Source organism: Peribacillus sp. FSL H8-0477, assembly GCF_038002765.1.
In the GTDB taxonomy this organism is placed as follows: domain Bacteria; phylum Bacillota; class Bacilli; order Bacillales; family DSM-1321; genus Peribacillus.
On record NZ_JBBODE010000002.1, the window covers coordinates 1418393 to 1443067 of the forward strand.

Below are 24675 nucleotides of genomic sequence, written 5' to 3' on the forward strand. Positions count from 1 at the left end.
CATGGTGAAAATTGCCCCCTCCATTTTGTCAGCTGATTTTGCAAAGCTGGGTGAGGAAATCCGTGATGTGGAAGCAGGCGGAGCTGATTATATTCATGTAGATGTAATGGATGGTCATTTTGTTCCTAACATTACAATCGGACCACTGATTGTCGAGGCGATTCGTCCAGTAACGAAGCTTCCGTTGGATGTACATCTAATGATTGAGAAGCCCGATCAGTTTATCGAAGCTTTTGCCAAGGCAGGAGCCGATTACCTAACCGTACATGTGGAAGCATGCACGCATTTGCACCGGACCATTCAATTAATTAAGTCATTTGGGGTTAAGGCGGGTGTCGTGTTGAATCCAGCTACTCCTGTATCGTCGATTCAACATGTTATTGAAGAAGTCGATATGGTGCTGCTTATGACTGTTAACCCAGGATTCGGCGGACAGTCCTTCCTTTCTTCCGTGCTTCCGAAGATTTCAGAAGTGAAAGAACTTGCTGAGTCTGTTGGAACAGAAGTTGAAATTGAAATTGACGGCGGCGTGAATGCTGAAACGGCGAAATTATGTGTTGAACGAGGAGCAACGGTTCTTGTTGCCGGTTCGGCCATTTATAATCAGCCTGATCGTCATCAAGCGATCAAGAATATTAGAGGAACATTGTAAAATAATGAGCCGGTTGATAACGTGCTGTGAGTAAACAGCAGCGTATTCAACTGGCTTTTCTAGTAAAAGGAGGAATTCCATTGGTAATTTACTTGATGGCAGGCGGGCCAAGTGACTTGATCCCTCATTTAGGGATGTATAAAGACAGAGAAGGGTGTATATGGGTTGGCGTTGATAGAGGGGTACAAATACTGCTTGATCATGGCATCACGCCTGCAGCGGCATTTGGAGACTTTGATTCAGTTACAGAAGAGGAACTGGCAGTGATTCAAGAAAAACTAGATACGATTACGATCTATCCTTCTGAAAAAGATGAAACGGATCTAGAAATTGCTTTTAAGTGGGCGGTGGCGCAGGACCCCCAAGAGATATGGCTATTTGGTTCCACTGGAGGAAGAATCGATCATTTTCTTGGCAACATCCAATTATTCTTACGGGAAGAGATCTTACCGTTACATAATAAAATAAGTTTTTATATGGCGGATCATAAAAATCTATTGACGGTAAAAACACCGGGATCCTATTCCCTTCAGGTGATGGATGATAAAAAATACATATCGCTGATCCCAGTGATCGGAAATGCGGATGGCATAAGTCTGCATGGTTTTAAATATCCTTTACAAAACAGCTATCTTCCTGTGGGTTCAACTCGTTGTATCAGCAATGAACTTATTTCAGAGATTGGTAATTATTCCTTTACTTCTGGCATATTATTGGTGATAAGAAGCAGTGATTAATCATCACGCTTACCGCCTTACTAAGTATGTTAATTAAAAGCAGTCTAATAAGAGGAAATCTCAATAAAGGAATGTAAGAGTGTGATTGCAGAGGAGGGGCATTATGAAGTTCTATACCATTAAATTACCGAAGGTTTTGGGAGGATTGGTTAAAGCAATGCTTGGTGCCTTTAAAAAGGGCTGAAATAATAGAGAGTATCGAACTATTTGCACCCTGGAACAGGGTGTTTTTTGTTGTAAAAAAAGTAAAAGGCATCCTAAGAAAAGGATGCCGGAACATTATACGCGTTCTACTTTGCCCGATTTTAGAGCTCTTGCAGAAACGTATACACGTTTAGGTTTACCATCGACTAAAATACGTACCTTTTGAAGGTTAGCACCCCATGTACGCTTAGATGAGTTCATTGCGTGAGAGCGTTTATTACCAGTACGAGTTCTTCTTCCAGTGATTACACATTGTTTCATGTTGATTCCCTCCTAACTACAGAAAGCTTGAGTTTTCATATTCTTTGAGTCTGAATTGAAATACTTTAATAATTTATCATACCTCCCATGAGAATGCAATACTTCTGTAAATTACTTTCAAGAAAAAAACCTTGACATAACCCTTTACGAATTGAATTATAATAATACAGTGCTACATTTGCTTTTAAAACAAAAGACAATATAGTAGAATGGTTATAGTCATAGGATTTTGGGAGGGGTACACATATATGTCTATTGAATTAAAAACTAAATTTGGACAAATTGATATATCCAATGAGGTAGTTGCTACAGTAGCCGGCGGCGCTGCGGTTGACTGTTATGGAATCGTAGGCATGGCCTCGAAAAAACAATTAAAAGACGGCATTGCTGAAATACTGAGAAAAGAAAACTTTACTAAGGGTGTAATCGTTCGTCAGGAAAATGATGAAGTCCACATTGATATGTTCATCGTAGTCAGCTATGGAACGAAAATTTCAGAAGTTGCACACAATGTTCAATCAAAGGTAAAATACACCCTGGACAAAACTGTCGGATTAGTAGTTGATTCCGTAAATATTTTTGTGCAGGGAGTTCGTGTTACGAACCCTTAAGTCAAGGAGGAAGTTTTAGTGTCAATTACAAGCTTAAATGGAAGACGTTTTGCAGAGATGATCATCCAAGGTGCAAACCATCTGTCTGCAAACGCTAAACTAGTCGATTCCTTGAACGTTTTTCCGGTACCCGATGGAGATACAGGAACGAACATGAATCTATCGATGACTTCTGGAGCAAAGGAAGTACAAAATAATGTACAAGATCATATTGGCAAAGTAGGAGTCTCTTTATCAAGAGGACTGCTAATGGGTGCCCGTGGTAATTCTGGTGTAATTCTGTCCCAGCTTTTCCGTGGATTCTCAAAGTCAATTGAAACGAAGGCGAGTGTAAGCAGCCAGGAGTTTGCGGCAGCTTTGGAATCGGGAGTAGAAACAGCTTATAAAGCTGTCATGAAACCGGTTGAAGGTACGATTCTTACTGTAGCAAAAGATGCGGCAAGACAAGGTGTAATCGCGGCTCAAGAACACAGCGATATAATCATGGTAATGGAAGAAATCGTTAAAGAAGCAAAAGCATCTTTAGACCGTACGCCTGATTTGCTTCCTGTGCTTAAAGAGGTAGGTGTAGTAGACAGCGGTGGTCAAGGACTTCTGTTTGTTTATGAAGGATTCTTAGCGGAATTAAGAGGCGAAGCATTGCCGGCCATTTCTGATAATTTCTCAATGGACAAACTGGTAAGTGCTGAGCACCACATTAATGTTCAGGGACATATAAACTCTGAAGATATTGTCTTTGGTTATTGTACTGAATTTATGGTCAGGTTAGAAGGTAAGAAGACGTTTGATGAAGACAAGTTCCGTCTTGACCTAAGTGAACTTGGCGACTCGTTACTCGTCATATCTGATGAAGAAGTCGTAAAAGTACATATTCACTCGGAACAGCCGGGGAATTGCTTAAATTACGGCCAAACATACGGAAGTCTTATTAAATTGAAAATTGATAATATGCGTGAACAACATACCGCAATTGTTGGAGATACTCACGCTACGCTTGAAACAGAGAGTAAACCTAAAAAAGAAAAACAAAAGTTTGGAATTGTCTCCGTGGCTATGGGTTCTGGAATCAGCGATTTATTTAAAAGCATAGGAGCTACCGTTGTTATTGAAGGCGGTCAAACAATGAATCCAAGTACGGAGGATATTGTTAAAGCAATTGAAGAGGCTAATGCTGAAACGATTATCATTTTGCCTAATAATAAGAATATTATCATGGCAGCTCAACAGGCAAAAGATGTTGTGTCAGAACAAGTTATTGTGATTCCGTCAAAAACCGTTCCTCAAGGGATGTCTGCTTTACTATCGTTTAATCCAGCCCTAGAAGCACTAGATAATGATCACACGATGACAGAGGCGTTAAGTCATGTGAAAACTGGACAAATTACCTACGCTGTCCGTGATACAGTTATCGACGGTCTTGAAATTGCCAATGGTGATTTCATGGGAATCGATGAAGGAAAAATCAAAGTTAAAAGTAAAGAAAAGCTTCAAGCCGCAAAAGATCTTCTGCTTGAAATGATTGATGAAGAATCAGAAATTATAACAATCATTTATGGAGAAGATGCAAGCCAAGATGAAGTGGACGAGCTTGCGAAATTCTGTAATGCTCAATTCGAAGATGCGGAAGTAGAACTTCATAATGGAAATCAGCCGTTATACTCTTTCATATTCTCAATTGAATAATTAGTTTCCTGTCAGAAGATGAAATGAACTCCTTCTCTAAGAAGGTATGGCATTCATTCTTGCTGCTGGATTCTTATACAAACTGCTTGCCGTTTCTCAGGTAAAGTGGGAAAATGAACTGCAGAAGCCAAGAGGCTCTGCAGTTTTATTTTTACCTGTTATTCACTATGCAGTGTAGGAGGAAGTTATGAAGTATAAGAGCGTTTTTGATATAATCGGTCCCGTCATGATTGGACCCTCTAGTTCTCATACAGCCGGTGCTGCAAGAATTGGAAGAGTGGCAAGAACATTATTTGGGCGGCAGCCTGAATGGGCTGTTATTTATTTTTATGGATCATTCGCTAAAACATACAAAGGCCACGGTACAGATGTTGCAATTGTCGGGGGTCTGCTTGATTTTGATACATTTGATGAACGAATAAAATCCTCATTTCAAATCGCTGAACAGCAAAAGATGAAGGTTGAGTTTCATGAAGAAGATGCTGTGACTGACCATCCGAATACAGCCAAAATTATTATTGGCGATTGTCAAGGTGAACTTGAACTTGTTGGGATTTCAATTGGCGGCGGAAAAATTGAGATTATAGAGTTAAATGGCTTTGTTCTGAGGTTGTCAGGTCATAATCCAGCGATACTAGTCGTACATGATGATCGATTCGGAGCTATTGCAAACGTATCTAATATCTTGGCCAAACATGAAATTAATATTGGTCAAATGGATGTATCTCGTAAAGAAAAAGGAAAAATGGCGTTAATGACCATTGAAGTGGATCAAAATATCGGTGATGATGTTCTCCGGGAAATTGGTGAACTAGCCAATATTACTCAGGTTGCCAAAATTGTCGATTAAACAATAAGAAGAAGGGAGGATATATTTTGTTTCGTAATGTAGCAGAATTAGTAGAATTAGCACAAACACAAAATAAAAAAATATCCACCATTATGATAGAACAGGAAGTTGAAGTTACAGGGAAGACGAGAGAGCAAATTCTTTCTCAGATGGAAACAAATTTGGATGTAATGGAAAAAGCGGTTGAACGTGGTTTGCAAGGTGTACGTTCCGTATCGGGTTTAACAGGTGGAGACGCTGTTCTTTTACAAGAATATATTAAAAAAGGTACCTTCCTTTCGGGTGAAATTTTACTCGATGCGGTAAGTAAAGCTGTTGCTACAAATGAAGTAAATGCAGCGATGGGAACGATTTGTGCGACTCCTACAGCTGGATCAGCGGGTGTTGTTCCGGGAACATTATTTGCAGTTCAAAGAAAATTAAATCCAACTAAAGAACAAAAAATTGAATTCCTCTTTACAGCAGGAGCATTTGGGTTTGTTGTAGCCAATAATGCATCGATTTCCGGCGCAGCAGGCGGATGCCAAGCGGAGGTCGGGTCGGCAGCAGGAATGGCAGCAGCGGCCATTGTAGAAATGGCAGGAGGCTCTCCTGCTCAAAGTGCGGAGGCAATGGCCATTACCCTGAAAAACATGTTAGGACTTGTCTGTGATCCAGTTGCAGGACTTGTTGAAGTACCATGTGTGAAACGAAATGCTATGGGGGCGGCAAATGCTATGGTTGCAGCTGATATGGCATTAGCAGGAATTACCAGCAGGATTCCGTGTGATGAAGTTATTATCGCCATGTATGAAATAGGTCAATCGATGCCTTCAGCTTTACGAGAAACAGCACAGGGAGGGTTAGCGGCAACTCCGACTGGCCGAGCTTTGGAAGCTAAGATATTCGGTCTGCCGCTTCTGAAGAAATGAACCAAGTATTACAAGAGTCTGTTACCGCCGTTAAAGGAATTGGAAATGAGACTGCACTAACACTAAATGAAATGGGCATTCATACCGTGTTTGATTTATTTGAACATCTCCCTTTCCGCTACGAAGATTATCGTTTAAAGGATTTAGAAACGGTAGAACATGAAGAACGAGTGACGATTGAAGGGAAAATCCACAGTCAGCCGATGCTTACGTATTTTGGAAAGAAAAAGTCTCGGCTGACATTCAAGGTTTTTGTAGGGAATAATCTAATTACAGTTATTTTTTTCAATCAGCCCTATTTAAAGTCAAAGATGGACATCAACAGCGTAGTGACGGTTACTGGAAAGTGGGATCGCCATCGCCAAACCATTACAGGCAGTGAATGTCATATTGGTGAAAATAGACAGGAAAAAGAATATGAACCTGTCTATTCGATAAAGGGTAGTATGACCGTTAAAGGGCTGCGCCGTTATATCGGCAACGCCTTTAAACAGTTTGGACCAGCTATTGAAGAAAACCTGCCGCAAGGATTAATTTCACAGTATAGATTGATGCCAAGACCCAATGCCTTATGGACGATGCACTTTCCAGCTTCAGAGGATGATATGAAGCAAGCGAGACGCCGCTTTGTTTATGAAGAGTTTTTACTTTTTCAACTGAAGATGCAGGCAATGCGTAAAGTTCAAAGAGAAGAATCAAAAGGAATAGAACAAGACTATAATCTTGAAAAAGTAACTACGTTTATCGAATCTCTGCCCTTTCCTCTGACGGATGCTCAGAAACGGGTTGTTAATGAAATATTAGCAGATATGAAATCTCCCTATAGAATGAACCGCCTTCTGCAAGGGGATGTTGGATCTGGAAAAACGGTTGTAGCGGCTATCGCCTTGTATACATCCATTTCCGCTGGGTATCAAGGAGCTTTAATGGTCCCTACTGAGATATTAGCTGAACAACATGCCGCTTCAATGCGTGCAATGCTTGAACCTTTTGGAATAAAGTCGGCTCTTTTGACAAGCTCCGTGAAAGGGAAAAAACGGCGGGAACTGCTAGAAGCATTATACAGCGGAGACATTAATTTATTAATCGGTACCCATGCTCTTATTCAAGATGAAGTGAATTTCCTCAATCTTGGACTTGTCATAACCGATGAACAGCACCGGTTTGGTGTGAACCAACGGCGGGTTTTACGAGAAAAGGGGAATAGTCCTGATGTCTTATTTATGACAGCGACGCCGATTCCTAGAACGCTGGCCATTACAGTTTTTGGTGAAATGGATGTATCAACAATTGATGAAATGCCTGCTGGACGTAAAATCATTGAAACGTATTGGGCTAAGCATAATATGCTCGATAGGATTCTTGTTTTTATTGAAAAAGAATTGCAACAAGGTAGACAGGCTTATGTTATTTGTCCGTTGATTGAAGAATCGGAAAAAATGGATTTAGAGAACGTTCTTGATGTACATGCAATGCTGACACAGTATTTTGGTGAGCGATATCAAGTCGGATTGATGCATGGAAAACTTCCGGCGGATGAAAAAGACGCTGTTATGAAGGATTTCAGCCAGAACATGACAAAAGTTCTTGTCTCCACTACAGTCGTTGAGGTGGGGGTTAATGTACCTAATGCTACCGTGATGGTTATTTATGATGCGGAACGATTCGGTCTCGCACAGCTTCACCAGCTTCGCGGCCGGGTAGGAAGAGGGAGCGATCAGTCTTTCTGTATCCTGTTAGCTGATCCCAAATCGGAAAATGGGAAGGAGCGAATGACCATTATGACCGAGACAAATGATGGTTTTGTCGTTTCTGAAAAAGATCTCGAACTTCGTGGGCCTGGTGATTTCTTTGGAAGAAAGCAAAGTGGTGTTCCTGAATTTAAAGTGGCGGATATGGTTCATGATTATCGCACACTTGAAGTAGCTAGAAATGATGCAGCCAAACTCATTGCTTCGGAAGCATTTTGGCATGCGCCGGATTATGAACCCCTTCGAAAGCATCTCGCAAGCACCGGCGTATTGGATGGAGAAAAGCTGGATTAAAAAGAATAAGGTAAAAAGCAGATTGCGGGTTTTTACATCTTGCAATCTGTTTTTAATATCTATATACTACTATTAGTACCTAGTCATAAAACGTGGATGGTGACCTTCAATGAAAAGGAATAAGAAGGAACGCCAGCAGTTATTAATCGACACGATTAAAGGAAATCCTTTCGTAACAGATGAAGAGCTGGCTGAAAAATTTTCCGTGAGTGTTCAAACAATCAGGCTGGACCGGCTTGAACTTTCCATTCCCGAACTACGAGAGCGGATAAAAAACGTTGCGGAAAAAAGATTAAGCGATGAAATCAGGGCACTCCCGATTGATGAAGTGATTGGTGAGGTCATTGATGTGAATTTAGACCAAAATGCAATTTCAATTCTTGATATAAATAAAGAACATGTTTTTAAACGAAATGGGATAGCGCGAGGCCATCATTTGTTCGCGCAAGCTAATTCCCTTGCTGTAGCTGTTATCGATGACGAATTGGCGCTGACGGCAAAAGCATCCATTCTATTTACACGATCCGTAAGGGAAAATGAGAGAGTGGTTGCTAAGGCTCGTGTGTTGGATACGGCTTCAAGTGATCGTTCGAATGTAGAAGTGAACAGTTATGTTGGCAGCGAATTGGTATTTAAGGGCGAGTTTGAAATGTACCGCTCCTGTCAGCCGGAAAAGGGTGGAGAAAATGAAAATAGCCATTGATGTAATGGGCGGAGATCATGCACCAAAACAGCCAGTATTAGGAGCCATGAAGGCTGTTCGTGAATTCCCTGATATTGAAATGATACTAGTAGGAAATGAAAAAGAAATAAATGAACATTTAATAAAGCACGAACGTATATCTGTTGTACATACAGAGGAAAAGATTCTAGGCACAGATGAACCAGTTCGAGCGGTTCGCCGTAAAAAGAACGCCTCACTAGTCCTTGCAGCTCAGTTAGTAAAAGACGGAGAAGCTGATGCATGCATTTCAGCAGGTAATACAGGTGCACTCATGGCAGCAGGATTATTTGTCGTCGGGCGCATTAATGGGATAGACAGGCCTGCTCTTGCTCCAACCTTGCCGACAATTGACGGTGAAGGTTTTGTCCTCTTAGATGTTGGCGCAAATTCGGATGCGAAACCAGAACATCTTGTTCAATATGCCATTATGGGTTCAATTTATGCGGAAAAGGTTAGAGGAATCGCTAATCCTCGTGTAGCTTTACTAAATATTGGTTCTGAAGAGAAAAAAGGCAACGAATTGACAAAACAAGCGTACGGTCTTCTGAAAGAAGCAAAGGTCAATTTCATAGGTAATGTTGAAGCGAGAGATTTGCTTAATGGAGCTGCGGATGTTGTCGTTACAGATGGTTTTACAGGAAATATGGTGTTAAAAACGATTGAAGGAACCGCAATGAGTGTTTTCTCGATGCTTAAAAAAGGGTTAATGAGCAATACGAAAAGCAAACTAGCTGGGGCTATGCTTAAACCACAATTTAAAGTGATTAAAAATCAGATGGATTATTCTGAGTATGGGGGAGCAGGACTTTTCGGATTAAAAGCACCGGTTATTAAAGCTCATGGGTCATCTGATGACCATGCTATATATAATGCCATCCGCCAGACGCGTGACATGGTTAATCATCAAGTTGTACAGAATATTGTTCGTTTGATGGAAACTGGAAAACAAGAATGAGTTAGGGGTGTCGACAATGGGGAAAATAGCGTTTGTTTTTCCAGGACAAGGTTCACAAACAGTTGGGATGGGAAAAGATTTTTATGAGAGCGATCAGACCGTTCAATCAATCTTTGAAGAAGCTGACAGTACTCTTGGATTTTCACTGACTGATCTTATCCTAAATGGACCGCAAGAAGAGCTCACATTGACAGCAAATACCCAACCGGCATTATTAACGGTAAGTTTTGCTCTCTATCAAGCAGTAGTGAAAGCTGGAATTACACCAGACTATACAGCTGGGCACAGCTTAGGCGAATATTCAGCGTTAACTGCCAGCGGTGCGATGACATTTAAAGAAGCAGTACATACGGTTCGAAAACGCGGGGAATACATGGAAGAAGCCGTTCCAAACGGTATTGGGACGATGTCAGCCGTGCTTGGTATGGATCAAGCGAAGCTAGAAGAGCTGACAGCCGATATTACGCGTGAAGGCAATCCTGTGCAGCTGGCGAATATTAACTGCCCAGGACAGATTGTTATTTCAGGAACGACTGAAGGTGTTCAATTGGCTTCAGTAAAAGCGAAGGAAAACGGAGCGAAACGAGCAATCCCGTTAAATGTGAGCGGCCCTTTTCATTCCATTCTGATGGAACCAGCAGCTGCTAAACTAGCGGAAACACTTAGCTCAATAAAGATTAAGCAAGCGATAACTCCAGTAATCTCTAATGTTACAGCTCAACCTGTCACACAGCCTGAGGAGATTAAGGATAAACTGATTGAACAGCTTATTTCACCTGTACGCTGGGAAGAAAGTGTACATACACTCCTAGAACTAGGTGTGGATACGTTTATCGAAATTGGACCTGGTAAGGTACTGAGTGGTTTAATTAAAAAAATTGACCGCAGTGTATCGATTTATTCAGTAAATGACAAGGCGAGTCTTGAAAATACAGTCCATGCACTTAGGGGGAATTAGAATGCAGCTTAACGGAAAGAATGCATTGGTAACTGGGGCATCACGTGGAATTGGCCGAGAAATTGCATTAGAACTTGCTCGGCAGGGTGCGAATGTGGCTGTCAATTTTGCTGGCAGTGAAGAAAAGGCAAATGAGGTTGTCGCTGAAATTAAAGGCATGGGGCGCCATGCTTTCGCTATTCAAGGAAATGTAGGGGATTCAGAGAGTGTGACAGCGATGATGAAACATGTCTTTGAGGAGTTTACAACTCTCGACATCCTCGTTAATAATGCTGGGATTACCCGCGATAATCTATTAATGCGGATGAAAGAGGCAGAGTGGGATGACGTCATTACTACCAATCTCAAAGGTGTATTTTTATGCACGAAAGCGGTCACTAGGCAGATGATGAAACAGCGTCATGGACGAATAATCAATATTGCTTCTATTGTCGGAGTCAGTGGTAATGCTGGACAGGCCAATTATGTTGCGGCTAAAGCAGGTGTCATTGGATTAACCAAGTCTACTGCTAAGGAACTCGCTGCGCGTGGCATAACGGTTAATGCAGTTGCTCCTGGGTTTATTACGACTGATATGACTGAACAACTAACCGAGGATATACAGAAAACGATGTTAACTCAAATTCCGCTGGCACGCTTTGGTGATCCTAAAGATGTAGCCGGGGTTGTCACGTTCCTTGCTTCCGAAGCGAGCAGCTATATGACTGGGCAAACGCTCCATGTAGACGGCGGAATGGTGATGTAATCTTTATTATTTTACTGGATTATACTATAATGTCTTGAGGGGAGGTGAATGCAGTGGCAGACGTATTAGAACGCGTAACAAAAATCGTAGTTGATCGATTGAATGTTGAAGAGTCAGAAGTGAAATTAGAAGCTTCATTCAAAGAAGATCTTGGTGCAGATTCCCTAGATGTTGTTGAACTAGTTATGGAATTTGAAGATGAATTTGAAATGGAAATTTCAGATGAAGACGCAGAAAAAATCAGCACAGTTGGAGATGCTGTGAATTACATACAAAGCACTATGTAATCTAAATGATCTCGAAAAATGAACACAAGGCTGCAGAGAATTCTCTGCAGCCTCTTTTAGTTGAGTTTAAAAGTACGTGATTCAATAGATGGGTAATCAGTTAACGAATGGTAATCTTAAGAATCATGGGGAATTTATCCTCAAATGACGCGAGGAGTTTCCTTTGAAGCCTTGCTGCTGTATGATATAATACTTTGAAGAGCTTGGCGCATTTAAACCGCCAAGTTTCTTTTCTGTAACGAATGACGTTACCAGATAAATTGTCATCATTCTTTAGTGTTTAGTGGAGGGTTTGGTCGTATGAAAAGGAACGGTATGGATCGAAAACCGGTAAAAAGTGAAAATAAATTTACACAGCTTCAAGAACAAACGGGTTTTCTTTTTCATGATGAAAAGTTATTGAAACAAGCGTTCACCCATTCATCCTATGTGAATGAGCATCGCCGGAAGCCGTATGAAGATAATGAACGGCTCGAATTTTTAGGAGATGCCGTCCTAGAATTGACCGTATCAAAGTACCTATTTGTAAAGTATCCAATGATGAGCGAGGGCGAACTGACAAAATTGCGTGCAGCAATTGTATGTGAGCCATCTTTAGTCAATTTTGCTCATGATGTGTCGTTTGGCCATTATATTCGACTCGGAAAAGGTGAGGAAATGACTGGAGGCAGAGAACGCCCAGCGCTGCTTGCTGACGTGTTTGAAGCGTTTATCGGTGCATTATATTTGGATTTAGGTCTTGATTGTGTCGTTCAATTCTTAGAGAAGGTTGTTTTCCCTAAGATAGACGAGGGTGCTTTTTCTCATGTGATGGATTATAAAAGCCAATTACAAGAACTGATTCAACGGGATGGTACAGGGGCACTTGACTATCAAATCCTTCAGGAAAAAGGTCCAGCCCATAACCGGGAGTTTGTCTCCGTGGTTTCCTTAAATGAGGAAGAACTGGGTACGGGTATGGGAAGATCGAAAAAAGAAGCTGAACAGCGTGCTGCTCAATGCGCACTTACGGCTCTTAAAGAAAAATAATAAAGAAAGTCTCAAGTAAAGAGTTGAGATAGAGGGGGAAAGCAAATGTTCCTCAAACGATTGGATGTTGTGGGATTTAAGTCCTTTGCTGAACGGATTTCGATGGACTTTGTCCCAGGTGTTACGGCAGTAGTAGGACCAAATGGCAGTGGAAAGAGTAATATTACAGACGCGATTCGATGGGTATTAGGTGAGCAGTCTGCAAAATCACTTCGTGGAGCAAAAATGGAGGATATCATATTCTCTGGAAGTGATTCACGAAAGTCACTGAATTTTGCAGAGGTTACCTTAACGCTGGACAATGAAACGAACTCCCTGCCGATTGATTTTCATGAAGTAAGTGTGACTAGAAGAGTATACCGATCAGGAGAAAGTGAATTTTTCATAAATAATCAAAACTGCAGGCTTAAAGATATTGTGGATTTATTTATGGATTCTGGACTTGGTAAGGAAGCCTTTTCGATTATAAGTCAAGGGAAAGTAGAAGAAATTCTCAGCAGTAAGGCAGAAGACCGCAGAGTCATCTTTGAAGAAGCGGCAGGCGTTCTGAAATACAAAAACCGTAAAAAGAAGGCAGAGCATAAGCTGTTTGAGACACAAGAAAACTTAAATCGGGTTAATGATATTCTATATGAGTTAGAAGGTCAGGTTGAACCGCTAAAAATTCAATCCTCGATTGCACATGATTACCTTGAAAAAAAGGCAGAGCTTGAGAAAAGTGAAGTAGCGTTAACGGTCTTTGAGATTGAAACGCTTCACGAAAATTGGGAAAAGTTAACCGCTGCTTTTGAAGAACATAGTGAACAAGAGCAAACGATGACTAGATCTATTGCTCAAAAGGAATTTGAGTCCACTAAGCTGCGTAAGCATATAGCCGGTCTTGATCAATCGATGAATGATCTGCAGGAGACTCTTTTGCGTGCAAGTGAAGAACTAGAAAAACTTGAAGGACGCAAAGAAGTATTAAAAGAACGGAAAAAGAATGCCTCACAAAACAAACAGCAGCTCGAAAAGTCAATTGATGATGGTGAGAGAAAAATCAGTGAATGGACTGCTGAAAAAGAACGTGAAAACCGAGTGCTTGTAAAACTCGAACAGGAAGTTAGAAATCTTCAATCAAGCCTTCATGAAAAACAAAAAAGCCTTGGTTTGTTTACAAGTAATATTGAAGAAACCATAGAAACGCTTAAAAGTGATTATATTGAATGGCTGAACAAGCAGGCTTCTGCCCGTAATGAACAGCAGTATCTTGATCAGCAGCTGAATCAACAGGACAATCGAAACGTTCGTCTCGATACGGAAAATGAAAAGTTTCTGAATGAACGAATTGAAATAGAAGCAAAGAAGCTTGAGTCTACTCAATTGTTTGCTGCGGTGACTGCTCAAATTGAAGAGCATGTATATCGTTTTCGTGAAGAACAAAAAAGGCTGGAAAATAACAAAGCGACCTATCAAAAGCAAGAAAAAATGCTTTATCAAGCCTACCAATTTTTACAACAGTCTAAATCAAAAAAAGACATGCTTGAAGAAATGGAAGAGGACTATGCCGGCTTCTTCCAAGGTGTAAAAGAAGTTTTGAAGGCGAAAAACGGCACTTTACAAGGTGTTGAAGGAGCAGTTGCGGAATTAATTAAAGTTCCGAAGGAGTATCAGCTGGCGATTGAAACGGCACTTGGCGGCTCCATGCAGCATGTGGTTATGGATGGAGAAGAAAATGCACGTAAAGCCATTACATTCTTAAAAAAGAATGGATACGGACGGGCAACGTTTTTACCGCTTACCGTCATTAGAGCTAGGGAAATTCCGTCCTCTCAACTACGTGCGGTAGCTAGTCACCCGGCATTCGTCGGGACAGCTGTTGATTTAATTGACTTTGACAAAAAATACATCAATATCGCAGCGAATCTTCTTGGTACAGTGATTATCACGAAAGATCTGAAAGGTGCCAATGAACTGGCCAAACTTGTCCATCATAAGTACCGGTTTGTAACGATCGATGGTGATGTGGTCAATCCTGGCGGATCCATGACAGGTGGAGCTATCAAGCAAAAAACGTCTTCCTTATTATCTAGAAAAACTGAACTGGATGAATTGAAGACAAAGATTGCTGATATGGAAGAGAAAACGTCTGTGCTTGAGAAGCATGTAAAGCAGCTGAAGACTGATATCACTTCTCTGGAAGAAAAAGTAGAGGGGTACCGTCAAGCTGGTGAAGCATTGCGTCTAAAAGAGCTTTCACTTAAGGGATCTGTTCGCGAAATCGAGCTGCAAGAGAAAAATGTTAATGAACGATTGCATTTATACGATCTCGATAAAAAGTCGATTGAAGAAGAAAAACAAAGTAAGAAATTAAGGTTGGAAGAGCTTGAAGAGCTGCTTGCCTCTTGCTCTAAAGAGATTATAGTACTGGATGAAACCATTGCTGAATTAACCAAACAGAAACAGTCTCAGCAGACATCAAAAGAAAGTCTTACCGAAGAAACGAATGAGCTTAAAGTTCAGCTGGCTTCTAAAAAGGAACAGCTTCAGAATCAGCGTGAAAAATACAGCCGAATAAAAGATCAATTGACAGAGGAACAAGAACGAGTTACGGATTATAAAGAGGATTTATCGCTGTTAACCAATGAAATGAGTTCATCCTCAAGCGGGGAAGTTACACTTGAGGACGCTGCACAGGGTAAACTAAAAGTTAAAAATGAATCGGTACAGTTGATATCGACTCAAAAGCAGGAGCGGGTCCAACTGCTCAAAAAGCTTGAAGATCTTGATATAGAATGCAAAGAACTAAAACGTCTGCATAAAGGCCTCTCAGAAGCTGTTAAAGATGAAGAAGTTAAGCTGAACCGTCTTGATGTTGAGCTTGAAAATCGTCTTGATCACTTACGCGAGGAATATATGCTTTCCTATGAAGCAGCGAAAGAAAAGCACCCCTTAATCATTCCGGCTGATGAAGCGCGGAAAAAAGTTAAATTAATCAGGCTTGCTATTGAAGAGCTCGGCAGTGTTAATCTTGGTGCCATTGAAGAATATGACCGGGTTTCTGAACGGTTTAACTTCCTTACAGAGCAGAAAAATGACTTGCAGCAAGCAAAAGATACCTTATTTGAGGTCATTGATGAAATGGACGGAGAAATGAAACGACGGTTTTCCGAAACATTTTACGCGATTCGAGAACAGTTTGAACGAGTGTTCAAGTCACTGTTTGGCGGGGGACGAGCGGAACTTAAATTAAGTAATCCGGAGGACCTCCTTAATACAGGTGTGGATATTATTGCACAGCCTCCAGGAAAAAAACTACAAAATCTAGGACTGCTGTCCGGCGGTGAACGTGCATTAACAGCCATTGCCCTGCTTTTCTCTATTTTAAAAGTCCGTCCGGTACCGTTCTGTATATTAGATGAAGTTGAAGCGGCATTAGATGAAGCGAATGTGTATCGTTTTAGTCAATACCTTAAGCAATTCAGTGCAGAAACTCAATTTATCGTGATTACACATCGTAAAGGAACAATGGAAGAAGCAGATGTACTTTATGGAATAACGATGCAGGAATCAGGTGTTTCTAAACTTGTTTCAGTCCGAATGGACGAAACAGCTGAATATGCAAAATCCTAGAAATTTACTAAGGAAGTGAACCAATGAGTTTTTTTAAAAAGCTTAAAGAAAAATTTACTGATCAGTCTGATACGGTTACCGACAAGTTTAAACAAGGTTTAACTAAAACTAGAGATTCTTTTTCTGGCAAAGTAAATGATCTTGTTGCTCGATATCGTAAAGTCGATGAAGAGTTCTTTGAAGAACTCGAAGAAATTTTAATTGGTGCTGATGTTGGATTTGAAACTGTGATGAAATTGGTCGATGATTTAAAGATGGAAGTAAAACGCCGCAATATTTCTGATTCTAAGGACGTACAGTCCGTTATTTCCGAAAAACTTGTAGAAATTTATCAAGGGAATGATTCAGATCAGACTGAATTGAATATGCAAGATGGCTTAACAGTCATTCTTTTTGTTGGTGTCAATGGTGTAGGAAAGACAACTACGATCGGAAAATTAGCCAATAAGCTTAAGGGTGAGGGAAAAACAGTTATGCTCGCAGCTGGTGATACCTTCAGAGCTGGTGCTATTGAGCAATTGGAAGTTTGGGGAGAGCGTGTAGGCGTTGAAGTGATTAAACAAGCTGAAGGTTCAGATCCAGCAGCTGTTATGTTTGATGCACTGCGTTCAGCGAAGGCTAAGAAAGCAGATGTGCTTATCTGTGATACTGCAGGCCGTCTTCAAAATAAAGTGAACTTGATGAATGAACTTGAAAAGGTGAAACGGGTCATTGAACGCGAAATACCAGGAGCACCACATGAAGTTCTGTTAGCACTTGATGCTACAACTGGTCAAAATGCCTTGATTCAGGCGAAAACATTTAAAGAAGTAACCAATGTCACGGGAATTGTCCTAACGAAGCTTGATGGAACGGCTAAAGGCGGTATCGTCTTAGCTATTCGTAATGAATTAAATATTCCTGTTAAGTTTGTCGGTCTCGGTGAGAAGATGGATGATCTGCAGGAATTTGATGCTGATAAATACGTATATGGTTTATTTGCTGATGTAATCGAAGAAAAAGAATAAATAGTTGAACCCGTTTGCGGCTGCAGACGGGTTCTTTCAGTTTTGCAGAGGGGATCATACGAGGTAGATGATAACAACGTTATACAACCTAATCTAGAGGGTTTTAAGGGTGTGTTTATATACGTCCACTAAAAGTCGGTGCGGCTGCATGCAGAGTCAATCAAAAGAGTGTCATCGGAAACCGTTTATCCTATCCCTATGTGCTTTAGAGGTTAGGGGAAACAACGAAACGACAGGATTATATTCTCTTCATAACTTGCAAAAAAGGGGATCAAAACAGCTCTTTGAATGAAGTGCAAGGTTTCACCTTGACATCATATCGGAACGTGTGTAAACTATAGTTTGTAAAGGGTTTTCACTTAACAGCTGGGAGGTCAGCAGATGCTCGAGAAAACAATGCGGATTAATTACTTATTTGATTTCTATCAATCGTTATTAACCGAAAAACAAAAGAGCTATATGTCCCTCTACTATCTGGATGATTACTCTCTTGGTGAGATTGCTGATGAATATGATATAAGCAGGCAGGCAGTCTATGATAATATAAAACGAACGGAAGCAATGCTTGAAGAATATGAAATGAAGCTGTTGCTTTTCCAAAAATTTCAAGAGCGAACTATGTGGATTGCCAAAACGAAAGAACTAATTGATACGGAAACGTATTCAAAGGACGATCTATTGGTCGCAGTTATCGAGCTTGAGAAGTTAGATTAGGAGGCGGCATATATGGCATTTGAAGGATTAGCTGACCGACTGCAGAGCACCATGCAAAAAATTCGCGGCAAAGGTAAGGTTAATGAAGCGGATGTTAAGGAAATGATGCGTGAAGTACGCATTGCACTCCTAGAAGCAGATGTTAACTTTAAGGTTGTTAAAGATTTTATTAAACGCGTGAGTGAACGTGCAGTTGGACAGGAAGTGCTGAAAAGCTTAACCCCAGGTCAGCAGGTAATTAAAGTAGTAAAAGAAGAGCTGACCGAACTTATGGGCGGCGATCAGAGCAAAATTGCTGTCGCCGGCCGTCCCCCGACCGTTATTATGATGGTTGGTCTTCAGGGTGCAGGTAAAACGACAACAACTGGAAAATTAGCCAATCTTCTTCGGAAGAAACACAATCGTAAACCACTGTTAGTAGCTGCGGATATTTATCGTCCGGCTGCAATTCAACAGCTTGAAACGCTTGGTAAACAAATTAATATGCCTGTGTTTTCGCTTGGAGATCAAGTCAGCCCGGTAGAAATTGCCCGGCAGGCGATTGAAAAAGCGAAGGAAGAACATCATGATTATGTCCTCATTGATACAGCAGGCCGCCTTCATGTAGATGAAACGCTCATGGGTGAGCTTAAAGATATTAAAGAACTGACAAAACCTGATGAAATATTCCTTGTTGTTGATGCTATGACAGGGCAGGATGCTGTAAATGTAGCTACAAGTTTTAATGAGCAACTCGGTTTAACCGGCGTTGTGTTAACGAAGCTTGATGGTGATACACGAGGCGGTGCTGCACTGTCAATCCGTGCTGTTTCCCAAACCCCAATTAAATTTGTCGGGATGGGTGAAAAGCTGGATGCACTTGAGGCTTTCCATCCAGACCGCATGGCTTCAAGAATTCTTGGTATGGGGGATGTTCTTACCCTTATCGAAAAAGCCCAAACAAATGTGGATGAAGAAAAGGCTAAAGAGCTTGAACAAAAAATTCGGACATCATCGTTTACTTTCGATGACTTTCTGGAGCAGCTTGACCAAATGCGTAATATGGGTCCGTTGGATGATCTTCTGAAAATGCTGCCTGGGGCCAACAAAATGAAAGGGATAGATAAGCTTTCAATCGATGAAAAACAAATCGGTCATGTAGAAGCTATTATCCGTTCAATGACAAAGGCAGAAAAGGAGCATCCAGAAATCATTAATGCTGGACGCAGAAAACGAATTGCAAAAGGCAGCGGCAGGCCTATTCAAGAAGTCAATCGTTTATTAAAGCAATTTGAAGATATGAAAAAGATGATGAAACAGGTAACTGGCATGACTAAAGGGAAGAAAAAAGGCTTTAAATTACCCTTCATGTAAGACCAGTTTTTGTCTGTTAAGAAAAAAACCTTTACAACGTATGCAGGGTTTGATATTATACTATCTTGTGTGAAACTATTCGGAGGTGCTATTTAAAATGGCAGTAAAAATTCGCTTAAAACGTATGGGAGCAAAAAAGACTCCTTTCTATCGTGTTGTAGTTGCAGATTCCCGTTCACCACGTGACGGACGTTACATTGAAGTAGTTGGAACTTATAACCCAGTTACTCAACCTGCAAAAGTTGAAATCAATGAAGAACTAGTTCTTAAATGGTTAAACGATGGTGCTAAACCATCTGATACTGTTCGTAACTTGTTATCAGGCCAAGGAATCATGGAAAAATTCCATAATTCAAAGCTAGGCAAGTAATCAGTAATTGAAAGCATTAATTGAAACGATTGTTTCCGCGCTTGTTGATTATCCCGAAGACGTTCATGTAACGGAACGGGATGATGATGGCCGGACCGTATATTCCCTTTCTGTTAACAAAGAAGATATGGGAAAGGTTATCGGTAAGCAAGGGCGTATTGCTAAAGCGATTCGGACTGTGGTATATGCAGCAGGGTCCTCACAGCATAAGAAAATCTATTTGGAAATTTCCGAATAAGGGAGGGCTAACACCCTTCCTTTTTTGTATAAAAAAAATAGTCAAGCTAATCTTGTGCACGCGATGATCCAAGTAATGGTATACTTACATGCATACATATAATGACACTGCTGTAGTTAGAATACATAGATAGAGGAGGCGGCGCTGGGGTGAAAATTCTCCAAAACGTCATCGTTAATCAAGTTTTGACGGAGTCCAGCAAAAATAAGCTTCTTGAAACGTACAAAACAAAAAGGCTGCAACTCCAAAAGGAAAGCGAACAGCTTCGCTTTGAATTAAAAAAACTCGAAAAAACCCGCAACTTTCAGCCCGCAAACCTTCGCACTCACTTCGAAAAAGAAATTAATGGCCGTCAAGAGAAGATTAAGCTGCTGGAATTTCAAATTGAACAGCTTAATATTCTGCCGGTTGGCAGTGAGTTAAAGGAACGGGAAGTCCAAAGCATTGTCGAGCTCGAAGTTGGAGCGAATTGGGACGAATTCATTCAAACGAAAACAATTGTGATTAAAGATGGGATTGTTTCGGAAATACGCTAGAGGTGAAAACATGGAAAAGTGGTTCAACGTAGGAAAAATTGTTAATACTCATGGGATTCAAGGCGAAATACGCGTAATTTCCATTACGGATTTTGCTGAAAAGCGTTATAAGGTTGGTAATACAATTTATTTATTTATGGAAAATGAAAAAACACCGAAAAAACTTAAAATCACTTCACACCGCCTTCATAAGAATTTTAATTTACTAACCTTTGAAGGTTATTACAATGTGAACTTGGCAGAGTCTTTGAGAGGTGGCATTTTAAAGGTCCCTGCTGAAGATCTTGGTAAACTGGACGAAAATGAATTTTATTTCCACGAAATCATCGGCTGTACAGTATTTACGGATGAAGGCGAAGAAATCGGCACAATAAGTGAAGTTCTCACGCCTGGCGCTAATGATGTCTGGGTCATTAAACGTAAAGCGGGCAAAGATGTCTTGATTCCTTATATTGAACAAATCGTCAAGTCTGTAGATGTTACTTCTAAGAAAGTAACGATTACACCGATGGAAGGTTTATTAGATTAATGAAAATTGATGTTTTGTCACTGTTTCCAGAAATGTTTGAGGGTGTTCTGGGTAATTCGATTTTAAAAAAAGCTGCTGAGAAAGAGGCCGTTACGTATCAAGTAACCAATTTCCGTGATTTTGCAGATAATAAGCATCACAGGGTTGACGATTATCCCTACGGCGGCGGAGCGGGCATGGTTTTAAAGCCGGAGCCGATCTTTGATGCTGTGGAAGCTTTACGCAGCAAAGCGGAAGACAAACCACGTGTTATTCTTTTATGCCCTCAAGGTGAGCGGTACACTCAAAAAAAAGCGGAAGAGTTGTCGAAGGAAGATCATCTGATTTTCATCTGTGGTCATTATGAAGGATATGATGAACGGATTCGCGAGCATGTTGTCACAGATGAAATTTCAATTGGTGATTATATTCTAACAGGCGGCGAACTTGGGGCAATGATTTTGATTGATAGTGTTGTAAGGCTGTTGCCAGGCGTGCTGGGCAATGAAGATTCTCCGATACTAGATTCTTACTCTTCGGGCCTTCTAGAGCATCCTCACTACACAAGACCTGCTGATTTTCGTGGAATGAAAGTTCCTGATACGTTGTTATCAGGAAATCATAAGCATATAGATGAGTGGAGAAGCAAGGAATCTCTAAGACGTACATGGATTCGTCGTCCGGATTTACTTGAAAACTATCCGCTGAATGATCAAGAAATCAAGTGGCTTGAAGAAATAAAAAAAGAATAATCCTCACTTGCGTCAGGATTCTAAATATGGTAAAATGAGTTTTGTGGTCTGGGTAAAGCCCAGCCTTATAACGATGTTCCGCTGCAATGATAGACAGATTTGCAAGAGCGTTCTAGGAGGAGAAGGATATTATGACAAACATTATTACAGAACTAACAAAAGACCAACTTCGTACGGATCTTCCAGCGTTTCGTCCTGGTGACACTGTACGTGTACACGTTAAAGTTGTTGAAGGAACACGCGAACGTATCCAGTTATTCGAAGGTGTTGTAATCAAACGCCGCGGTGGCGGAGTAAGCGAAAGCTTTACAGTTCGTAAAATTTCTTACGGTGTTGGCGTTGAACGTGCATTCCCAGTTCATACACCAAAAATCGCTAAATTAGAAGTATTACGTTATGGTAAAGTACGTCGTGCTAAACTTTACTACCTTCGTGAGCTTCGTGGTAAAAAAGCGCGTATCAAAGAAATTCGCCGTTAATTTGTCTGCCTCATTTGAGGAAGCTGCTTAACAGTCGAGATATTACTAACAGCATTTATTAAAAGGAGCTTGTTCTGCAGGCTCCTTTTTTCACTTTATAAAAGGGTGATTAAAAAATGGTTAAAAAGAAAAATGAACTTTGGGAATGGACAAAAGCGCTTGTCATTGCCCTAGTCCTGGTCTTTGTAATTCGTTATTTTTTGTTTACCCCAATTGTTGTAGATGGTTTATCAATGGTACCGACACTTAAGAGTGAAGATAGGATGATCGTGAATAATTTCAGTTATGCAATCGGTGATCCAAAACGTTTCGATATAATTGTATTTGAAGCGCCAGAGGGGAAAGACTACATAAAACGAGTTATTGGTCTTCCAGGAGATGAAGTTGCCTACAAAGACGATGTCTTATATATCAACGGCAAGGTTTATGATGAACCGTATTTGACTGACTTGAAGAAGCAGCTGACAGATGGCGGTTTGTTGACGGAGCCATTCACGCTTAGCGATGTAACCGAAAGTAAAACGGTCCCAGAAGGTCATCTATTTGTCCTCGGAGATAACCGCAGGTATAGTAAAGACAGCCGTCATATAGGCTATATCCCATATGAAAAGGTACTTGGCAGTACAAAACTAGTATATTGGCCAGTCGAGGAATTTAGACTGGTAAAATAGCAAGAAAGGGTGATTCCATTGACAATACAATGGTTCCCGGGCCATATGGCCAAAGCTCGAAGGGAAGTAACTGAAAAATTAAAGCTAGTCGATATCATATATGAACTGGTTGATGCGCGTATTCCAGCCGCTTCAAGAAATCCAATGATTGATGAAATCATCCAGCATAAGCCTAGGATTATTTTATTAAACAAAGCGGACATGGCTGATCCAATTAAAACAAACAAGTGGCTTGCGTATTATAAAGCACAAGGACAAACCGCATTAGCGATAAATTCTCAAGATGGGCATGGTCTTGCGCAAATTACTTCAGTTTCCAAAGAACTTCTAAAAGATAAATACGATCGGATGAAGTCGAGAGGCATTAAACCAAGAGCCATCAGAGCGATGATTGTTGGAATTCCTAACGCAGGAAAATCGACGTTGATTAATCGATTGGCAAAGAAAAATATTGCGCGCACAGGAAATACGCCTGGTGTAACAAAAGCACAGCAATGGATTAAGTTTGGTAAAGAGCTGGAGCTTCTGGATACACCAGGGATTTTATGGCCGAAGTTTGAGGATCAAGAAGTCGGTTTGAAATTAGCGCTTACTGGTGCTATTAAGGACACGCTGCTTAATCTCCATGATATCGCGCTTTATGGGGTTCGTTTTCTTGAGAAAGAATACCCGGAACGCCTAAAGGATCGCTATAATCTTTCAGAGATTCCTCAAGAGACTGCGGAAATCTTTGATGTGATTGGTACCTTCAGAGGATGCTTGGCTTCTCAAGGCTTGATTGATTATGATAAGACAGCAGAATTGGTTGTCCGAGAAATCCGTTCCGAGAAAATGGGACCTTTGACTTTTGAAGTGCCTGCCGATTTGCAAAAACCAGAAGAGTAAGGAGATACGGATATCAAATAGTCTTTTAAAGACTCTTTGGAATCCGTATTTTTTTAGAGATTTCCTGAAAAAGCGGTTTGTTTTAGCCGATACTAATAGGACAGGTGAATAGAAAATGAAAACTGCAAATAGCATCAAAGATATTGCCTTACAGTTAAATGAAATAAATGAACCTACTCATCCTTTTTTAAGAGAATGCGCGGATGACGGTAGAAAAGGTGTGGCCGACCTTTTGAAAAGGTGGACAACCAATTATCAAAAGCAACTTGCCATTAAAGAACGTTTTGAGGAAATGTCCATGTTTGAACATCAGCTGCAAAACGAAGGGTTTATGGAGATTGCTGGTATTGACGAAGTAGGCAGAGGGCCGCTGGCAGGACCTGTGGTAGCTTCAGCTGTCATTCTGCCTCCTGGTTTTTATCTTCCTGGTTTAGATGATTCAAAAAAGGTTTCTGAAGCAAAGAGGGAAGCTTTTTATTCAATTATCATGGAGCAGGCAGTCGCCGTTGGTACTGGACTGATACATAGTGAAGAAATTGACGAAATAAATATCTATCAAGCTTCCAAAAAAGCGATGCTTGCAGCCATCACTGATTTAAATAGGATACCTGATTATTTACTCATTGATGCTATGGAATTGCCGGTTCCTATGCCGCAGATGTCACTCATCAAGGGTGACTCAAGAAGTATTTCAATTGCTGCTGCATCAATCGTCGCTAAAGTAACGCGTGACCGTATGATGAAAGAATATAGTGTTGATTATCCCAATTATGGCTTTGAAAAAAATATGGGCTATGGAACAGCGGTTCATTTATCCGGTCTTGATCAATATGGTGTGACACCTTGGCATCGCCGAAGTTTTGCTCCAGTAAAGGAGCGCCTCGAACGCCGAACATGA

General features: G+C 40.8%; 29 protein-coding genes. 28 read left to right on the top strand and 1 reads right to left on the bottom strand.

What is annotated here, in order from left to right; genetic code table 11:
* The first annotated feature begins 1 nt into the window (after position 1).
* The 3 genes from rpe (at position 2) to spoVM (ending at position 1573) form a co-directional block, all read left to right on the top strand.
* Positions 2-652: a ribulose-phosphate 3-epimerase gene (rpe, locus tag MHI18_RS18625; RefSeq protein ID WP_340849572.1), complete on the top strand. Its 651-nt coding sequence runs from the start codon at positions 2-4 to the stop codon at positions 650-652.
* Positions 653-732: 80 nt separating this feature from the next.
* The gene (locus MHI18_RS18630) at positions 733-1389 is read left to right on the top strand and encodes a thiamine diphosphokinase (RefSeq protein ID WP_445670018.1); all 657 of its coding nucleotides are present in this window, start codon (positions 733-735) and stop codon (positions 1387-1389) included.
* Between the two features lie 103 nt (positions 1390-1492).
* Positions 1493-1573, top strand: a complete 81-nt coding sequence (spoVM, locus tag MHI18_RS18635; RefSeq protein ID WP_034302035.1) for a stage V sporulation protein SpoVM — start codon at positions 1493-1495, stop codon at positions 1571-1573.
* Between the two features lie 95 nt (positions 1574-1668).
* Here spoVM and rpmB read toward each other — a convergent pair whose 3' ends face one another.
* A complete protein-coding gene (gene rpmB, locus MHI18_RS18640) occupies positions 1669-1854 on the bottom strand; it encodes a 50S ribosomal protein L28 (RefSeq protein WP_340849573.1) in 186 nt (61 codons plus the stop codon).
* A gap of 248 nt (positions 1855-2102) precedes the next feature.
* On the opposite strand from rpmB, the gene MHI18_RS18645 reads away from it, so the two are divergent.
* The 25 genes from MHI18_RS18645 to MHI18_RS18765 all read left to right on the top strand — a co-directional run bounded on the left by MHI18_RS18645 (position 2103) and on the right by MHI18_RS18765 (position 24675).
* A complete protein-coding gene (locus MHI18_RS18645; RefSeq protein ID WP_040374135.1) occupies positions 2103-2465 on the top strand; it encodes an Asp23/Gls24 family envelope stress response protein in 363 nt (120 codons plus the stop codon).
* A gap of 18 nt (positions 2466-2483) precedes the next feature.
* On the top strand, positions 2484-4148 hold the full coding sequence (locus MHI18_RS18650) for a DAK2 domain-containing protein (protein ID WP_340849576.1): 1665 nt from the start codon (positions 2484-2486) through the stop codon (positions 4146-4148).
* A gap of 46 nt (positions 4149-4194) precedes the next feature.
* A complete protein-coding gene (locus MHI18_RS18655) occupies positions 4195-4326 on the top strand; it encodes a hypothetical protein (RefSeq protein ID WP_340849578.1) in 132 nt (43 codons plus the stop codon).
* A gap of 9 nt (positions 4327-4335) precedes the next feature.
* Positions 4336-4998 carry an L-serine ammonia-lyase, iron-sulfur-dependent subunit beta gene (gene sdaAB / locus MHI18_RS18660; RefSeq protein WP_340849580.1) on the top strand — a complete coding sequence of 221 codons (663 nt, stop codon included), beginning with the start codon at positions 4336-4338 and terminating at the stop codon, positions 4996-4998.
* A gap of 26 nt (positions 4999-5024) precedes the next feature.
* Positions 5025-5909: an L-serine ammonia-lyase, iron-sulfur-dependent, subunit alpha gene (gene sdaAA / locus MHI18_RS18665; RefSeq protein WP_340849582.1), complete on the top strand. Its 885-nt coding sequence runs from the start codon at positions 5025-5027 to the stop codon at positions 5907-5909.
* Positions 5906-7954: an ATP-dependent DNA helicase RecG gene (gene recG / locus MHI18_RS18670; RefSeq protein ID WP_340849583.1), complete on the top strand. Its 2049-nt coding sequence runs from the start codon at positions 5906-5908 to the stop codon at positions 7952-7954. Before sdaAA ends, recG begins: the two co-directional genes overlap by 4 nt.
* Positions 7955-8063: 109 nt before the next feature.
* Positions 8064-8657 (top strand): transcription factor FapR, encoded by a 594-nt coding sequence (gene fapR, locus MHI18_RS18675; RefSeq protein ID WP_340849585.1) that lies wholly within the window; start codon positions 8064-8066, stop codon positions 8655-8657.
* A complete protein-coding gene (gene plsX / locus MHI18_RS18680; protein ID WP_340849587.1) occupies positions 8641-9633 on the top strand; it encodes a phosphate acyltransferase PlsX in 993 nt (330 codons plus the stop codon). Before fapR ends, plsX begins: the two co-directional genes overlap by 17 nt.
* Before the next feature lie 16 nt (positions 9634-9649).
* Entirely contained in the window at positions 9650-10591 is a 942-nt protein-coding gene (gene fabD, locus MHI18_RS18685) for an ACP S-malonyltransferase (RefSeq protein ID WP_340849588.1), read from the top strand.
* Between the two features lies 1 nt (position 10592).
* Positions 10593-11336 (top strand): 3-oxoacyl-[acyl-carrier-protein] reductase, encoded by a 744-nt coding sequence (gene fabG / locus MHI18_RS18690; RefSeq protein WP_340849589.1) that lies wholly within the window; start codon positions 10593-10595, stop codon positions 11334-11336.
* Between the two features lie 53 nt (positions 11337-11389).
* On the top strand, positions 11390-11623 hold the full coding sequence (locus MHI18_RS18695; RefSeq protein ID WP_340849590.1) for an acyl carrier protein: 234 nt from the start codon (positions 11390-11392) through the stop codon (positions 11621-11623).
* A gap of 300 nt (positions 11624-11923) precedes the next feature.
* Positions 11924-12652: a ribonuclease III gene (rnc, locus tag MHI18_RS18700; RefSeq protein ID WP_340849592.1), complete on the top strand. Its 729-nt coding sequence runs from the start codon at positions 11924-11926 to the stop codon at positions 12650-12652.
* Between the two features lie 45 nt (positions 12653-12697).
* Positions 12698-16264 (top strand): chromosome segregation protein SMC, encoded by a 3567-nt coding sequence (smc, locus tag MHI18_RS18705; RefSeq protein ID WP_340849594.1) that lies wholly within the window; start codon positions 12698-12700, stop codon positions 16262-16264.
* 23 nt (positions 16265-16287) lie between these two features.
* Positions 16288-17271 (top strand): signal recognition particle-docking protein FtsY, encoded by a 984-nt coding sequence (ftsY, locus tag MHI18_RS18710; protein WP_340849596.1) that lies wholly within the window; start codon positions 16288-16290, stop codon positions 17269-17271.
* Positions 17272-17652: 381 nt separating this feature from the next.
* Positions 17653-17985 carry a putative DNA-binding protein gene (locus MHI18_RS18715; RefSeq protein ID WP_340849597.1) on the top strand — a complete coding sequence of 111 codons (333 nt, stop codon included), beginning with the start codon at positions 17653-17655 and terminating at the stop codon, positions 17983-17985.
* Positions 17986-17997: 12 nt separating this feature from the next.
* The gene (ffh, locus tag MHI18_RS18720; RefSeq protein ID WP_340849599.1) at positions 17998-19338 is read left to right on the top strand and encodes a signal recognition particle protein; all 1341 of its coding nucleotides are present in this window, start codon (positions 17998-18000) and stop codon (positions 19336-19338) included.
* Between the two features lie 97 nt (positions 19339-19435).
* Positions 19436-19708: a 30S ribosomal protein S16 gene (gene rpsP, locus MHI18_RS18725; protein WP_040374121.1), complete on the top strand. Its 273-nt coding sequence runs from the start codon at positions 19436-19438 to the stop codon at positions 19706-19708.
* 7 nt (positions 19709-19715) lie between these two features.
* Positions 19716-19946, top strand: a complete 231-nt coding sequence (locus tag MHI18_RS18730) for a KH domain-containing protein (protein WP_340849601.1) — start codon at positions 19716-19718, stop codon at positions 19944-19946.
* A 149-nt stretch (positions 19947-20095) separates the two neighbouring features.
* Positions 20096-20482, top strand: a complete 387-nt coding sequence (locus tag MHI18_RS18735; protein ID WP_201648023.1) for a YlqD family protein — start codon at positions 20096-20098, stop codon at positions 20480-20482.
* Between the two features lie 10 nt (positions 20483-20492).
* Entirely contained in the window at positions 20493-21011 is a 519-nt protein-coding gene (rimM, locus tag MHI18_RS18740) for a ribosome maturation factor RimM (RefSeq protein ID WP_340849603.1), read from the top strand.
* Entirely contained in the window at positions 21011-21742 is a 732-nt protein-coding gene (gene trmD / locus MHI18_RS18745) for a tRNA (guanosine(37)-N1)-methyltransferase TrmD (protein WP_340849604.1), read from the top strand. Before rimM ends, trmD begins: the two co-directional genes overlap by 1 nt.
* 131 nt (positions 21743-21873) lie before the next feature.
* Entirely contained in the window at positions 21874-22221 is a 348-nt protein-coding gene (gene rplS, locus MHI18_RS18750; RefSeq protein ID WP_040373592.1) for a 50S ribosomal protein L19, read from the top strand.
* 116 nt (positions 22222-22337) lie between these two features.
* Complete coding sequence (gene lepB / locus MHI18_RS18755) at positions 22338-22892, top strand: signal peptidase I (RefSeq protein ID WP_340849605.1); 555 nt, start codon at positions 22338-22340, stop codon at positions 22890-22892.
* 18 nt (positions 22893-22910) lie between these two features.
* Complete coding sequence (ylqF, locus tag MHI18_RS18760; RefSeq protein WP_340849606.1) at positions 22911-23777, top strand: ribosome biogenesis GTPase YlqF; 867 nt, start codon at positions 22911-22913, stop codon at positions 23775-23777.
* Positions 23778-23892: 115 nt separating this feature from the next.
* Positions 23893-24675, top strand: a complete 783-nt coding sequence (locus MHI18_RS18765) for a ribonuclease HII (protein ID WP_340849608.1) — start codon at positions 23893-23895, stop codon at positions 24673-24675.